Source organism: Microvirga soli, assembly GCF_016734765.1.
Classification (GTDB): domain Bacteria; phylum Pseudomonadota; class Alphaproteobacteria; order Rhizobiales; family Beijerinckiaceae; genus Microvirga; species Microvirga soli.
The window spans coordinates 1-14,566 of record NZ_JAERQE010000037.1 but is presented as its reverse complement, the minus strand read 5'-3'; the positions used below and the strand labels follow the sequence as shown (position 1 = coordinate 14,566).

Sequence of the window (14,566 nt, the reverse complement as noted above, 5' to 3'; positions counted from 1 at the left end):
ATCGCTCCAGGAGGCGCGTCCATCATTAGGTGAGAGTGCCGCAGGAGTTGCCGGACTTTCACCCTGCCCTTCCATTGACCCGCAATGTCCCTGCGGGTAGTGTTCTCTATCCGTTCTTAGCGCCAGACCTCGCGGGCGAACTCCGGGCTGCGCACCGTAATCGGATTGATGATTGTAGGTTATGGCTACTCAATCTGCCACGCGCACGCTGTTCTTCTTTGAGAAGCCCTCGGCCATGCGCCAGTTGCAGCGGTTCTTCAAATCGCCGACGACAATCTGTGTTTCAGCCGAGGGCCACCTCCTGGCAGCCGAGGAACCTGGCAATGTTCGGGATGAATGGAAGTCTTGGCGCCTTGATACGCTGCCGATCGTGCTCGAGCGCATCCCTGTGACCTATGGCACCAACCGCTCCGGCCAGTCGCACAAGCCGAAGATCGAAGCAATCAAGCAAGCTCTTCAGGGCGTAGAGCGCGTCATCATCGCCACCGACCCAGGCCGGGAGGGCTCGATGATTGCCTGGGAGGTGCTCGAGCACCTTGGTTATCGCGGTCGGGTGGATCGCCTCAAGCTGGGTGCTCTCGATGAAGTCTCGATCCGACGCGCCTTTACGGCCATGGCCAAGGAACCCGACTCCGGCGAGCGGGACTATGCCGCCTATCTGGAGGCCCTGTGCCGCCAATATGAGGACTACCACCTGGGGCTCAACGGCACGCGCGCCATCTCTTTAAGGCTCCGGCCGCCAGCTTTCAGACAGCCCTGGCGCTTCGGTGGTGTGCAGACTCCGACGCTCGCCATCCTGGCTGACCTCGAGAAGCGCATCCGCGACTTCGTTCCTCAGGACTATTTCAAGATTGCTCTGGTCGTCACAACAGAGACTGGCACCGGGATCACTCTCTGGCATGCCCCGAAAGATAAGATTCTCGATAAGCAGGTGGCCGGGACAATCCAGCAGGCGGCCGCCTGCTGGTCAGGTTCGCTCGGTGTCGAGCAGAAGGATGTGCGCCGGGCACCCCCTCGCCTGTTCTCGAAAGACACTCTCGCCCGTCGCTGCGCCAAACGGTTTGGCTGGGATCCGCAACACACCGCCAAACTTGCCCAGGACCTCTATGATCAGGGCCACCTCACCTATCCTCGCACCGAGTCCGAGCACCTGCCTGAGAGCCAGACAGGTGACGCGAGCGCGGTCATTGAAAGCGTCGTCCGAGTCTTATCCGAACTCGCTAACCTTGTGCCAGCAGCGGGCGATCTCGTGTTCCGCAAAGGGGGCAAGGGCCATTACGTCAAGGATCCCGGCGAGCACCACGCCATTGTGCCACTACGCAAGGTGCCGCAGCCCGGCAGCATTATTGGAGATCACCTCCGCCTTTGGGAGCTGGTCGCCAAGAGCTTTCTAGCAGCGCACCTGCCCGACGGTATCGACGCTCGCACCACGGTCGCTGTGCAGGTCCCAACACCACATGGTCCGAAGCGCTTCTCGGTCAGCGGCAGCGTGATCAAGTCCCCGGGCTGGCGAGCGGTGTATGGAGCCGAGGCTGACGAGGAGAACGAGGCTGTCCCAGGCAAGGCCAAGCCGGACGAAGAGCCCACCACTGGGCGCTTGCCGCCTGTCCGGGACAACGAACCGGGAAGAGCGACCGACGCTCGGATCGAGACCGCCAAGACCGAGCCACCCCGCCGCATCACCCGTGGCGAGCTGCCGGTGGTCATGGGACGGCTCGTCGATCAGGTGGAAGACCCGGCCCTCAAGGCGGCCCTAGAGAACCCGGCAAACCCGAACGAGCCCAAGGGTCTCGGAACCGCGGCGACCCGCGACACGATCCTGCCCAAGCTCCAGAAGAGCCAGTATGTTGAACTGCTGAAGGGCAAAGATCCGCCACTTCAGGTGACGGAGGTTGGCCTCGCATTTATCGCTTCTGTTCGCCGTGTCTTTCCTGCCTATGGCGACCCAGTTGGTCGGGCGATGTTCGAGGCTGATCTTGCCGAGATTGGGCGCGCAGCCACACGCGCAGAGGCGGCCTGCCGAGCGGCGGCCTATCAGGAGCGAACCCGCAGCCGTGTCAGAGAGCTGATCACGACAATTGGACAGTCCGGCGCTGTTGCTCTCGATCCGGCATATCTCCCCACGCCCCCCGCAGCGGATGGGAAGCCCCCAACAAAGGCGATGATTGCTTTCGCAACATCGCTTGCTGCCCAGCGGGGCTTGAAACTGCCCCGCGGGCTCAAGACCAACAGTGCCATCTGCCGGACGTTCCTGGACCACCATGCACCACAACGATCCTCTGGACCTACTACGGCAACACCGCAGACGGGCCTGCGTTCTCCAAGTGAGGCAATGGTGCGCTATGCTCGGTCCCTGGCTGAACAGAAAGGAATCGAATGTCCACCCACAGTGTTAGTTGACTTTGCTACTTGCCGAGCATTTCTCGAGGAGCACTCACCGAAGGTACAGAATCCTGGCGAAAAGAACCGGCCCATCGCTCCAAGAGGCCGCCGCCCAGCCCGCGCGGGCAACAGCGATGGTGCACCAAAGCGAGTGTCTGCGGCCGTGAGGCCGCCAGAGCCAAGAGGCAAGGCGCTACGTCAGCGCTCAAAATCGCGCACTGTGGCTTTCGGCGAAGACGGATAGTGAAAGCGCCGGCTCCGATGAGGAGCCGACGCCGAAGCGAGTTCGAGCCTATCTACTGCGGCGTCGGCCAGGGCATAGCCGCATTCACCGTTGAGACAGGGCCGACACCTTTGTTGACGAACTTCTGCAGGCGCTTACCCGTGTAAGTCTCAGTTGTGTAGATGTTCCCCTTGGAGTCTACAGCAATAGAGTGCACACCGAGGAACATGCCCGGCTGACGACCGCCGTAGCCGAAGTTGTAGAGCTCTTCCATGGTTTGACGATTGAAGACGCGCACATGCTCGTTCACGCCATCAGCGACGTAGAGGAACCGCTGCTCGGGATCATGGGAGAAATCAATGTCCCACACCGAGCCGTCGGCCAGGGTTTGCGTGGCGACGAACACCTCTTTGACAAAGGTCCCGTCGGTGCGAAAGATCTGGATACGATCATTCGCCCGGTCGCAGACATAGACGAAACCGTCATTCGAGACATTGGAGCAGTGCACGGGATTGGCGAACTGCTGGGCCACAGGGGCTGCTGGATTGTAGGGCGGCAGGACCTCGTCAGTCGGCGGCTTGCCGTAGGCGCCCCAGTAGCGCTTGATCTTACCCGTATCCATGTCGACCACTGCCACACGGTGGTTGAGATAGCCATCCGAGAGGTAGGCCTCGTTGGCGCCCTCAACGAGGTCGATCTTCGCGACCCGGCCGAAACTCTCCTGATCATGGCTATTGGCCTGGAAGGTCGGCGCGGCTGCCGCGGCAGGTGTGGCGGCGGAAGGAGCCGCAGCGCTCGCGACAGGAGCCGTCCCCGCAGAAGGAGCAGCAGGGCCCGCGGCGGGCACACCGCCCCCTGGCGCCACGCCGGCATACCTGGCTATTGGATCTGAGGCTGCAGCCGCGGCCTTAGCCTGGCGCGCACCCGCCCGGCCCCACTGGGCGACGAACTTGCCGTCGCGGGTGAACTTCAGGACATGCGCATCGCCCGCGCCATTTCCGCCAATATAGACGAAGCCTTCCGCATCGACCGCGATGCCGTGATTGGACGATGGCCACTCATATTCTCTCGTCGGAGATGGGCCGCCCCAGGAATTTACGAGATTGCCCGCCTGATCGAACTCCATGACCGGTGGCGAGGGATTGCAGCATTCCCCAACACGCTGACCGGCGCGGTTGCCGGTAAGCGGAACGGCTAGTTCTGTATTGTCCAGAGCGGCCGGGTCCGAGCCACGGTGGACGATCCAGATATGGTCGCGCGAATCGACCGCCACACCGATTGTCTGGCCGAGCACCCAGTTGTTGGGCATCGGTTTTGGCCAGAATGGATCGACCTCAAAGCGCGGGGCCTCCTTGCCCTGCGCAATAGCCTTCTGCAGCAGGAGTTGGCCCGTGCCGAGCGCCGCCATCACTGCCAGGAAACTTACACCGACAAACGCCCTGCGACTCCAGAAGAGCTGTCTCATTCTGTTTCCTCCCGGCCCCCTTGCCGGGCAGCTTGACGCCGCTCTTGTCAATAAATCGAAATGTAGCCAAGCTGGGCTCTGCTGTCGAGAACCATCGAGAATCATGGCGCCCCTTCGGATCGTCTTTGCATTCATCATCGCAGCCGCCCTGCTGATCGGCTGGCCCATGCGCACCTCAGCCCACGAAGTGCCCAACGAGGTCACGGTCCTGGCTTTCCTGAAGCCGGAGGGGAAGACACTGACCTTCCTGGTGCGGGCACCGATGGAGTCGCTGCGCGACGTCGACGTGCCGCTCAAGCCCAACGGATTCCTCGACCTGTCGCGGGTCGACGGGTCGCTGCAGCACGCCGCCCAGATCTGGATCCGTGATTTTGTCGAGGTCTACGAGAATGGCAGATTGCTGGGAAAGCCTCAGCTTGTGGGCGCGCGGGTATCGCTGGCATCGGACCGCTCCTTTGCGAGCTACGAGCAGGCGCTGGCCAGTATCGGGAGCAGTCCGCTGCCGCCGGACACGGAGATCTATTGGAAGCAGGGTCTGCTGGACGTCGCCTATGAATATACGATTCAGTCGGACCAATCCGACTTCGCCATCCGGCCGGGACTGACCCGTCTCGGGCTCCAGGTCAACATCATGATGCGCTTCCTGTCGCCTGACAGCCCGGAGCGCGTGTTCGACGTTCACGCCGGTGTCGGCATCGTGCATCTCGATCCGAGTTGGCTGCAGGCGTTCCTGCTCTTCGCCGAGGACGGCTTCCTCCACATCCTCGAGGGCGTCGACCATCTCCTCTTCCTGCTCGCCCTAGTGATTCCGTTCCGACGCTTCCGCCCACTCGCCATTGTGGTGACCGCCTTTACGATCGCTCATTCGATCACGCTGATCGCTGCGGCCTATGGTCTGGCGCCGAACGCGCTGTGGTTCACGCCGCTGATCGAGACGCTGGTTGCGATCTCGATCCTCTATATGGCCCTGGAGAACATCGTCGGCCCCAACCCCGAGCGGCGCTGGTTTGTCGCCTTCGCATTTGGGCTTGTGCATGGTTTCGCCTTCTCGTTCCTTCTGAGCGAACGCCTGCAATTTGCCGGCTCGCACCTGATCACCTCGCTATTGGCGTTCAATGTCGGTGTGGAGGTCGGCCAGCTGGTTGTGCTGGCGGTGGCGGTTCCGGCGCTTGGCCTTTTGTTCAAGTATGTGGTGCCCGAGAGGATCGGCACGATTATCCTGTCGGCGCTGGTGGCGCACACGGCCTGGCACTGGATGACGGAACGCGGCGCCGACCTTGCGCAACATCCCTGGCCGGTGGTCGACGCCGCGGCGCTGTCAACCGCCCTCTGGTGGGTGATGGCCGCCGTCGCACTGGGGGCAACGCTCTGGCTGTTCTCCGGCCTAGTGCGGGGCTGGCAGTCGCCGCAAGGCGGGGAAGATGATCGGGCTGCCCAACGCCGCGCTTCCTAGTCCTGCATGGTGCTGCCCCTGCCCAGCCGGCCTGCTCGCCCAGAGGCTCGACCTTGGAGAATGCTCCGAAGACATTTCTTGCGCTGCGCTTCTTCCGGACCTCTGCCATGGGCCCTCTCCCTTGATCCGTGCATCACGGTCCTTCCGCACAACGACACTTGGAAGCTGCATCAGGCGCTTGACAGGCCTTAGCGCTGGCCAGACATTCGCCCGATGGTGCTAGCCCGGCTCTCATCCATGGTAATCCGATGATAATCGACATTGACCAGCTGACCGAGGCCGAGCTGATCGATCTCAACCACCGCATCGTGGAGCGCCTGCGCTTTCTCGACCAGATGCGCGCTCATGTGGAGATGCTGGAGTTCAAGATTGGTGACCGGGTTGCCTTCCAGCCTCCCGGCCAGAGTCAACTTGAGGGCATGCTGACCCGCTACAACAAGAAGACAGTGACGGTGATTACCGACACTGGGCAGAGGTGGAATGTTTCGCCCACCCTCCTCAGGAGGATCAAGCCGGCGAGGGAAGCCAACACGGCTGGATCCAATGCGGTCGTGCTGAACAAGCACTGACGCGCCGATTGCCTGAAGCCTGGCTGCGGGATGAAACTTTCGCCAGCTGTCTAGGAGCGCCTGTTCCGCGTCAGGATTGGCGCGGCCGTTCCAAATGACAGAGAACGGCCGACGACCCGGTCTTGCAGCAGGCGCAGTGCGATGGGTCTATCCGTCTAATCAACACCTGTGCGATCGTCTCCTTCCAAACGCACGGTACATACGGAAAGGCCCCGAAATGAGCCAGAGCCTTTCCAGTAAGATGACAAGAGCAGGACTTAGAAGTCCATGCCACCCATACCGCCCATTCCGCCACCTGGCATGGCTGGAGCAGCGTCGTTCTTCGGTGTCTCGGCCACCATAGCTTCGGTGGTGACCAGCAGACCAGCGACCGACGCTGCATTCTGCAGAGCGGTGCGCACGACCTTCGCCGGATCGACGATGCCGGCCTGGAGCATGTCCACGAACTCTTCGGTCTGAGCGTTGAAGCCGAAGGTGTCGGACTTCGTGTTGTCGTTGATCTTGCCAACGACTGTCGATCCTTCGACGCCAGCATTCTCGGCGATCTGACGGATCGGAGCCTCAAGGGAACGCAGCACGATGTTGATGCCGGACTTCACGTCAGGGTTGTCGCTGGTGAGCTTCGCAACAGCGCCCTTGGCGCGCAGCAGAGCCGTGCCGCCGCCCGGAACGATGCCCTCTTCCACCGCCGCGCGGGTGGCATGCATCGCGTCGTCAACGCGGTCCTTCTTCTCCTTGACCTCAATCTCGGTCGAGCCGCCGACGCGGATCACCGCGACGCCGCCTGCGAGCTTGGCGAGACGCTCCTGCAGCTTCTCACGGTCGTAGTCCGAGGTGGTCTCCTCGATCTGCGCCTTGATCTGACCCACGCGCGCCTCGATGTCCTGCGTAGAACCAGCACCATCGATGATCGTGGTGCTCTCCTTGTCGATGCGGATGCGCTTGGCGCGGCCGAGCATGTCAAGGGTGACGTTCTCGAGCTTGATGCCAAGGTCTTCGGAAATGGTCTGACCGGCGGTCAGGATCGCGATGTCTTCCAGCATGGCCTTGCGGCGGTCGCCGAAGCCCGGCGCCTTGACGGCGGCGATCTTCAGGCCGCCGCGCAGCTTGTTGACCACGAGGGTAGCCAGAGCCTCGCCCTCAATGTTTTCCGCCACAATCAGCAGCGGCTTGCTGGTCTGAACGACAGCCTCGAGGATCGGGAGGAGCGACTGCAAGGAGGAGAGCTTCTTCTCGTGGATGAGGATGTAAGGATCCTCGAGCTCGGCCACCATCTTCTCGGCGTTGGTAATGAAGTAGGGAGACAGATACCCACGGTCGAACTGCATGCCCTCGACCACGTCGAGCTCGGTCTCGGCGGTCTTGGCTTCCTCGACCGTGATCACGCCCTCGTTGCCCACCTTCTGCATCGCCTGGGCAATCATCTCGCCGATCGAGGCATCACCATTGGCCGAGATGGTGCCGACCTGGGCGATTTCCTCGGACGAGGCGACCTTCTTGGCGCGGGACTGGATGTCCTTCACTGCCTCTGCCACAGCCAGATCAATACCGCGCTTGAGGTCCATGGGGTTCATGCCGGCGGCAACCGCCTTGGCGCCCTCGCGGACGATGGCCTGAGCCAGAACGGTCGCCGTGGTGGTGCCGTCACCCGCCACATCGCTCGCCTTCGAGGCCACCTCGCGCACCATCTGGGCGCCCATGTTCTCGAACTAATCGGCGAGCTCGATCTCCTTGGCGACGGTGACGCCGTCCTTGGTGATGCGCGGAGCGCCGAAGCTCTTTTCCAGCACCACGTTGCGGCCCTTGGGACCCAGCGTGACCTTCACCGCATTCGCGAGGATGTCTACGCCGCGCAGCATGCGATCACGAGCGTCGGAGGAGAATTTTACGTCTTTGGCAGCCATGAGCTGAACTCCTGTTGCGTTGTATCTGGCCGGGGCTGGGCTGGTTAGGCCGCCTTCTGCGCCGCGGCGGACTGTTCGATCACGCCCATGATGTCGGATTCCTTCATGATCAGGAGATCCTGACCGTCGATACGCACCTCGGTGCCGGACCACTTGCCGAACAGGACGCGGTCGCCGGCCTTCACGTCGAGGGCAACAACCTTGTCGCTCTCATCGCGGGCGCCGGGGCCGACGGCGACGATCTCGCCCTCTTGCGGCTTCTCCTTGGCGGTGTCCGGAATGATGAAGCCGCCAGCCGTCTTCTCTTCGGCTTCGATGCGGCGGACGACAACACGGTCGTGCAGCGGACGGAATGTCATAGGCAAGCCTCCTCAATATGGAATGGGAGGCACTCGTCTGCGCCGAGCAGCACGTTTAGCACTCGCCGCATGGGAGTGCTAACGTGAGATAATCACGCTGGTGGGAGGGCTGCAAGCCCATCCTTATGAATGGGAGAACCCAGAGAGAACCGGATCCTCAGGAGCAACGTTGAACCATCAGAAGCTGCTTGGCCGTTCGGAGGTTCAGCTGTGTTGAGTTTCGAAACCGTTGAAGAGGTCTGTGAGAGCAAAAGCATCACCCTCGTTCTTCATCCCGCCGTTCGGCGAGCCATCAAAGGATACGAGGAGAGCGTCTACATCGGCTTGCGCTGCTTCTTAAAGGGCGAGTCCGACGGCCTATATTTCTTGCCCCTGAAGAGTGGGGGCTACGAACACCTGCGATTTACGCGGCGTCGCTCCCTGGGAGGATATGCGATCATTAGAGCGGATCCAATCGCCGCCGGGGGCTCGACCGGATCAAAAGAAACTGAATGCCAATCAACTTGCCGGCTTAGGTGAGTACAGGCGGGGGGTTCCGGGCCTGTCTCCGCATAGCCGAAATGCCGTTCCTCCGGATCTTCTGTGTCCTGAGATCACCAAGCTGCCTTGATTTCGTGTAGCGCCTGCGGCAACCGCCGACCGGCAGCATGGCGGACGGGATCAAGGAGCCCGTCTGGGACATCGCACCTGTCAGACCCATGATCTTTGGGCTCAAGGCTCTTCCCTGAGCGCCTGCCCAAAGATCCTGTTGCAACAAGGCGAATCTTAACCATGTGAGAAAGGATCGCTTGCCTAACATCCGGAGCAGCTGCAGGATGATGGTCCTCATCGGGTGATCCGACGGGCGACCGCCAAAGGTGCTACCAACACCCTCAGCGGTCTGACCACAACCGAACTTGCTAAGGAGTTCTGCTATGGCTGACGCCACCTCTACCCTGATCCGGCCCGTGCCGGAAGTCCCCTCGATCGATGTCCTGACCCAGGCGCCTGCCGCCCCGGCAGCCCTGCGCGCCTGATCGCCCGCACCATATCGACATCCTTCACACCCGACGATCTTCCCGCCTGAGGCCTGACCCGAGCGTCCGTGCATGCACCCGCATGCCGCTCTCAGTCTGTCCCCTGATCCGGCATGCCAGCCCGAGCGGCGCATGCACGGGCGAGCTCGTCCCCACAGGAGACTTTCCATGAGCCCCACCATCATCCTGCCCCGCGTCAACATCTCCCGCCCCGCCCCGGACAGCTCGATCCGCATCCTGTCAAGCCGCGTCAGCCCCGTGGCCCTGATCGCGTGCGAATGGAGCGAGCTGCGCTTGGTCCGCGACCTCCAGCTCCTCGACAGCCCCTCCTGCTACCTCCTCGCCGGGGAGGACGGCGAGCAGCGCCTGCGCGTCCGGGTCGGCGAGGCTGCGAAACCCTGGCCGCGCATCGGCGACCACATGTACGACCGCTCCCTCGCCTGGGTGGAGCGGCTGTTCGTGATCGTCGGCACCAGCCGGTTCGAGAACGAGAAATGGGGCAAGGACGACATCGTTGCGCTCCAGGCGGAGCTGAGCGACGAGGTCAAGCGCGTGGGGCGTGCCCACCTGCACGCCGGCGTCGGCCCCTTGCGGTTCCCGGCCTCGCCGGCCGCGCGCCTTGAGGCCAAAATCATCCTGGAGGCGGTGCGCTCGCTGCTGGCGGATGCCGGCTGCCCGGTGCTGACACCGCGGCGCCCCTCGCTCCAGCGCACGCTCGCCACGCCGGCCAACCTCACGCTGGCCCACTGAGCCCACCCACCTTTCCTGCCCTCACCCGCGGCGCACCGGCTTCGTCCTGAGGCCGGCTGCCCCGGGCTGCCCGGAGCACACCCATGTCGAAAAGCCGCTCACCCAAATCCCGTCAGGCATCTGTTTATCGGGGCATGCGGCCCCGTATCGCCACCGCGAAGACCCGTTCTTCTTCCGATGAGATCAGCATGGACGAGCTCATGGCCACTCAAGGGGAGGCGCCGCCCTCCCCTTACCCGCGGCTCGTCGACTTGGCCATTGACCCAATTTTGCGCCCCTATGAGGCCCGCCGCACCGTGGCCGGTGAGATCGCCCGCGGCGTGCCGGCTCTGGCACCAGCGGCCGAGGACTGGGCGCGTGGCCAGGAGGACGGCGAGACGCTCGCGCAGCTGCTCGATGAGCGTTCCGTCGAGAGGAATGCGCCGGGGCTTGCCCGCCTGGCGGAGGACGTCAGCTACCTGACGCTTGCAACGTCGACGGAGCGCACGCCCTATGCCGGCATGGTCGTCGGGCGGCTCGCCCGCCTCGTGGATGCCCTCGACGGGGATGCCGTCACGCCCGAGCTGTTTCAGCGGGCCCGCCTCCTCGTGCTGTGCTGGCGCGCCTGGCTTGGGGGCGAGGGACAGAGCTCGAGTTTCTTTCCGGCCCATCAGATCGTCCATGACCTGCTCGTCCGCTTCGACTCGAGGAGCCAGACCGACGATGACGAGGTTATTGGAGCACAAGAGGCAGACTCGTGTGTCAGCTCACAGGAGGCCGCGGGAGAGGCGCTCATCGAGCATGGTGGAGCGGGAGTGGTGGTCCTGCCCCGCTTGCCTCTTGCGACCAGCCGCGAGGCGAGGAATGCACTCACGCCATTCGAGGCCGTCGCCGGACAACCGCTTGCCCTGGTGCCCACGCCCGATCTTGCGGCCGTACGGCAGCGCCTCATGCCACGGTTTCCGCATCTTACGGACGTCATCGACCAACTTCTGACCAATATCGTGCCGGGAGACGCATTGCGCTTTGTGTCTCCGGTGCTTCTCCTGGGCTCTCCCGGAACTGCCAAGACCACCTTGGCGCTGGTGCTCTGCCGGGAGCTCGGGCTGCCGCATCGGGTGATTGATGGCGCATCTACGTTCGATGGCATGCTGCTCGGAGCTTCACGAAAGTGGGCGGCGGCTTCACCTGGATGTCACTGGGACATGATTCTTGAGCACCGAGTTGCCAATGGCGCGCTCATTGTCGACGAGGTCGAAAAGATCGGCGGAAGCCGGCGCAACGGGGACCTGAAGTCCACGCTCCTGGCCCTTCTGGAGCCGCAACGGGCCGCGAGCTTTCTTGATCCTTACCTGGAGGCGCCCATCGACTTGTCCGCCTTGAATGTGATCCTGACCGCGAACGATCTTTCGCCCCTCGGCCGGCCATTGCTTGATCGCCTCACCATCATCCGGATCCCGTCTCCGGGCCCCGCCCATCTTGATGCCTTGGTATCCACCATAGCACGGGATCTGTACCAGGCCCGTGGGCTGGATGAGCGATGGTATGGGCCGCTGACAGGCGCGGAGACGGACCTGTTGCGGGCTCATTGGACGGGTGGCTCGATCCGCGTGCTGCGTCGCCTGGTGCAGGCCGTCCTTGCTGCACGCGACATGCACGCCACACGGCAGTGATCCCGATTCCATTTAACGTGAAATCTAGGCCGCATCGCTGGTGTGTGATGCTGCCTTGTTCTCTCGACGGCAACCGTGTTCTACCGGGCCGCTGGGATGGTACGGACGCGGTGCTTCGCCCGTTCAGCGCTGATATCATCCTGCTGCGGCCGCGCACAGGATAATTCTTTACGGACTTCCACCTGCGAGATCCTGGACACGATGGAAAGCGTGCATGAGGCTCAACGCCGCCTGTCGGTGGCGCAGCTCATCGGGTGAAGTCAAATCCGCAGCGGGGCAATCGTGAAGCTCTCAGAGCCCGTCCCGAAATGGGTTGAGTGGCCGAGATACCTATGATTTCAGGAGGGTGCTGAAGCCTGACCTGGACCCGCAATGTGGACCCCGACCACCCGGCGGCAGTATAGCCGCGACGGCTTGCGTTACGAAACCGATCTGATCGCGCCGCTCGTGCCCGAGCCCCACGCCCGAGGACGTCCGCGCCGCTGGTCCACCCGGGAGATCCTGAACGCGATCTTTTATGTGCTGCGCAGCGGCATTGCCTGACGGCTCTTACCCTCTGATCTGCCGCCCAAAAGTACAGTCTTTCGCTGGTTCAGCCTGTGGCGCGACACCGGCCTGTTTGAGACCATCACCCACCTCCTGGTCATGGCCGACCGGGAGCGGGTCGGGCGGGAGGCCTCGCCCACCGCCGCCGTGCTCGACAGCCAAAGCGTGAAGACCACTGAGAGTGGCGGCCCAAGAGGCTATGATGCGGGCAAGAAGGTGAAGGGCCGCAAGCGCCAGGTGATGGTCGACACCGATGGGCGCGGTCTGATCCTGGAGCCGCAGCCGGCGGACGTTCAGAACTGCGATGGGGCCTGTGTGGTCCTGCGCCTGTCGCGGCGCGCATTCCCGTTCATCGTTCAGGCCTTTGCCGACAGCGGCTATACCGGCGAAGCGCCGGCTCAGGCCACCTCGATCCGCATCGAGATCGTCAAGAAGCGGCCTGATCAGGTCGGCTTTGCGGTGCACCCACGCCGCTGGGTTGTTGAAAGATTCTTCGCGTGGATCAGTTGAAACCGACGGCTCTGGAAGGATTCGGAGGCGACGCTCGCCTCAGCCCGCGCGTTCCTCTACGCCGCTCCCGTCATGCTCCTGGTCCGCCGCTTGGGCCGGAACTCATGATTACGGGACGGCCTCTCAGCTCCGCCGAGGTGTCCGGAAACCCCTAGTTATCGGACAGTTCCGCAAGGTAACTATACCAATCACATTGTTGAATGATAAAAAACTGCCAAATTGTAAAGATGATTGGGCGTTTTAAACTTAAACTATAAGATTTATTTCAAGTATATCCCTCATTTTCCAATATATTACTTACACAGTAACGGATCAAGTTGGGTATCTCTATTCAAATCCAAAGACAAGTATACCCACCAATAATCATGATGACACTGAATTTATAACCCTATTCGAGTGCTTACTCGGCTCGCGTTTGACCGGTTGTGGAACCTGTAACCCACCTGCGGGTCGTTCCGAATCGGCAAATGCCACCAAGAGCATAAGCGCGTCTGTTGCGGCTATGTGGTCGATGGCGGTGGCAAACCGTTGATCATCGGGAATCGTATCGGCATCGCCGTGCAATTGCTCCAGCATGGTGTCGAACACCGCCTCCAACAACTCCGCATCCATAGGCACAACAATCCCGCACGTCATCGAACAGGCTTCCAGTGTGCTCAGCCGCATTGCCAACGATGTGCCGGGAATCGCTGCCTGCTCGAGATACTCGTCGACCCGCCATTCTATGTGCTGCCCTTCTTGTGAAAACGACTCCCGTGTTAGCTCAAGCGATCATCGGCAGTGCGAGCGTGATCGACGGCGAACCATCGAGATCGGCATTCGCATCAGGTTCCATGCTGTTGTCCCCAGAGAACACTCAGACCTGTCACCACGTCGGCGGGAAGACTTGTCGCTGCGGCCAGCAGGCAGCCCTTAGCCGTTCTGACAAGATCGGCTGGCCAACGCTCACCTGCCAAGCGAAAGATGTCCGTCACAATCGGTGATGGTTGCGCACGTGCTCGACCGACGGTGTCAACTTCAATGGCTGGCTAGTTCAACGAGGCCATGTAGTTACCTGCCCTGCCATCAGTACGGGCCGGCTACGTCGCTCAAAAACCGATACACGGAAGCCAAAGCGTGGTCTGTGGGCCGGCTTAATCACCCCGCCCTGAGAGTAGCGTAGAAGCCGACCGATCGCTAACAAACATCCGAACCAACTAAACAGCCGTCTGAGCCCATTACGATTAGGCGCATTCTTATCGCTCCTCTTGCACTTCTTGCCAGCTCCTCTTCTGCCTTAGCCCTCTCGGAGGCAGATCACGTGGCCGCAATCAGAGCCGCTGATCTGGACAGCTATATCGAGTGCGGCGAGGAGTTGAACAAACCCGTCACTTTCGACACCGAGACCATCGATGTGGATGATGATGGTCCCGAGGAGCTCATGATCACGGTCCATCATGCGGACGGAGGAGCGGGCTGCTTCAGCCACATCGGCCTGAAGAAGGTCCTGATGATGAATAATCGTCAAGGGGAATGGATACCCAACTTAGGGTTCGATGCTCAAGGGCCGAAGTTCTTGCCGGACCGCTCGGAAGGCTATTGTGATATCGAAGTCGATGCGCTCCAGGCATGTCGGCCGGTCTGGCGGTTCAATGGCACCCGATAACATATTCATAAGCAGTGCTTCTGTAATGGGCCGTTGGGTGTCAATCCCCTGAGTGACTGTCCTGTCGCCGAAGTCTTGCTTCTGTTCGGGGT

The 14,566-nt window shown here is 61.9% G+C and carries 9 protein-coding genes and 2 pseudogenes; 7 read left to right on the top strand and 4 right to left on the bottom strand.

Features of this window, described 5'->3' with window-relative positions; translation table 11 throughout:
- The first annotated feature begins 181 nt into the window (after window positions 1-181).
- Window positions 182-2,626: a type IA DNA topoisomerase gene (locus JKL45_RS22480; RefSeq protein WP_201863911.1), complete on the top strand. Its 2,445-nt coding sequence runs from the start codon at window positions 182-184 to the stop codon at window positions 2,624-2,626.
- A 52-nt stretch (window positions 2,627-2,678) separates the two neighbouring features.
- Here the strand turns inward: JKL45_RS22480 and JKL45_RS22475 are convergent, their stop codons facing one another.
- Window positions 2,679-4,070 carry a beta-propeller fold lactonase family protein gene (locus JKL45_RS22475; protein WP_246498821.1) on the bottom strand — a complete coding sequence of 464 codons (1,392 nt, stop codon included), beginning with the start codon at window positions 4,068-4,070 and terminating at the stop codon, window positions 2,679-2,681.
- A 103-nt stretch (window positions 4,071-4,173) separates the two neighbouring features.
- Here JKL45_RS22475 and JKL45_RS22470 point away from each other — a divergent pair, with 103 nt between their 5' ends.
- Together JKL45_RS22470 and JKL45_RS22465 are read left to right on the top strand one after the other, a co-directional pair.
- Window positions 4,174-5,523 (top strand): HupE/UreJ family protein, encoded by a 1,350-nt coding sequence (locus JKL45_RS22470; RefSeq protein WP_201863909.1) that lies wholly within the window; start codon window positions 4,174-4,176, stop codon window positions 5,521-5,523.
- Window positions 5,524-5,771: 248 nt separating this feature from the next.
- On the top strand, window positions 5,772-6,092 hold the full coding sequence (locus tag JKL45_RS22465; protein WP_201863908.1) for a hypothetical protein: 321 nt from the start codon (window positions 5,772-5,774) through the stop codon (window positions 6,090-6,092).
- 257 nt (window positions 6,093-6,349) lie between these two features.
- Here JKL45_RS22465 and groL read toward each other — a convergent pair.
- A pseudogene (gene groL / locus JKL45_RS22460) lies at window positions 6,350-7,996 on the bottom strand (chaperonin GroEL).
- Window positions 7,997-8,040: 44 nt separating this feature from the next.
- Entirely contained in the window at window positions 8,041-8,355 is a 315-nt protein-coding gene (locus JKL45_RS22455; protein ID WP_201863907.1) for a co-chaperone GroES, read from the bottom strand.
- A gap of 1,148 nt (window positions 8,356-9,503) precedes the next feature.
- Between JKL45_RS22455 and JKL45_RS22450 the strand changes: the two genes are divergently transcribed.
- From JKL45_RS22450 to JKL45_RS22440, 3 genes and pseudogenes are all read left to right on the top strand, one after another.
- On the top strand, window positions 9,504-10,121 hold the full coding sequence (locus JKL45_RS22450) for a hypothetical protein (RefSeq protein WP_201863906.1): 618 nt from the start codon (window positions 9,504-9,506) through the stop codon (window positions 10,119-10,121).
- A 188-nt stretch (window positions 10,122-10,309) separates the two neighbouring features.
- Complete coding sequence (locus tag JKL45_RS22445) at window positions 10,310-11,773, top strand: AAA family ATPase (protein ID WP_201863905.1); 1,464 nt, start codon at window positions 10,310-10,312, stop codon at window positions 11,771-11,773.
- A 372-nt stretch (window positions 11,774-12,145) separates the two neighbouring features.
- Window positions 12,146-12,937: pseudogene (locus JKL45_RS22440) on the top strand (IS5 family transposase).
- Between the two features lie 255 nt (window positions 12,938-13,192).
- Here the strand turns inward: JKL45_RS22440 and JKL45_RS22435 are convergent.
- The gene (locus tag JKL45_RS22435; protein WP_201863904.1) at window positions 13,193-13,441 is read right to left on the bottom strand and encodes a hypothetical protein; all 249 of its coding nucleotides are present in this window, start codon (window positions 13,439-13,441) and stop codon (window positions 13,193-13,195) included.
- Window positions 13,442-14,129: 688 nt separating this feature from the next.
- On the opposite strand from JKL45_RS22435, the gene JKL45_RS22430 reads away from it, so the two are divergent.
- Entirely contained in the window at window positions 14,130-14,474 is a 345-nt protein-coding gene (locus tag JKL45_RS22430; RefSeq protein ID WP_201863902.1) for a hypothetical protein, read from the top strand.
- Window positions 14,475-14,566 lie beyond the last annotated feature (92 nt).

What these genes read in the sequence shown, in the direction of transcription:
- JKL45_RS22465 (WP_201863908.1), top strand. Translation starts at nt 5,772, where the DNA reads ATGATAATCGACATTGACCAGCTGACCGAGGCCGAGCTGATCGATCTC.
- JKL45_RS22475 (WP_246498821.1), bottom strand. Translation starts at nt 4,070, where the DNA reads ATGAGACAGCTCTTCTGGAGTCGCAGGGCGTTTGTCGGTGTAAGTTTC.
- JKL45_RS22445 (WP_201863905.1), top strand. Translation starts at nt 10,310, where the DNA reads ATGGACGAGCTCATGGCCACTCAAGGGGAGGCGCCGCCCTCCCCTTAC.
- JKL45_RS22480 (WP_201863911.1), top strand. Translation starts at nt 182, where the DNA reads ATGGCTACTCAATCTGCCACGCGCACGCTGTTCTTCTTTGAGAAGCCC.
- JKL45_RS22450 (WP_201863906.1), top strand. Translation starts at nt 9,504, where the DNA reads ATGCACGGGCGAGCTCGTCCCCACAGGAGACTTTCCATGAGCCCCACC.
- JKL45_RS22455 (WP_201863907.1), bottom strand. Translation starts at nt 8,355, where the DNA reads ATGACATTCCGTCCGCTGCACGACCGTGTTGTCGTCCGCCGCATCGAA.
- JKL45_RS22435 (WP_201863904.1), bottom strand. Translation starts at nt 13,441, where the DNA reads ATGGATGCGGAGTTGTTGGAGGCGGTGTTCGACACCATGCTGGAGCAA.
- JKL45_RS22470 (WP_201863909.1), top strand. Translation starts at nt 4,174, where the DNA reads ATGGCGCCCCTTCGGATCGTCTTTGCATTCATCATCGCAGCCGCCCTG.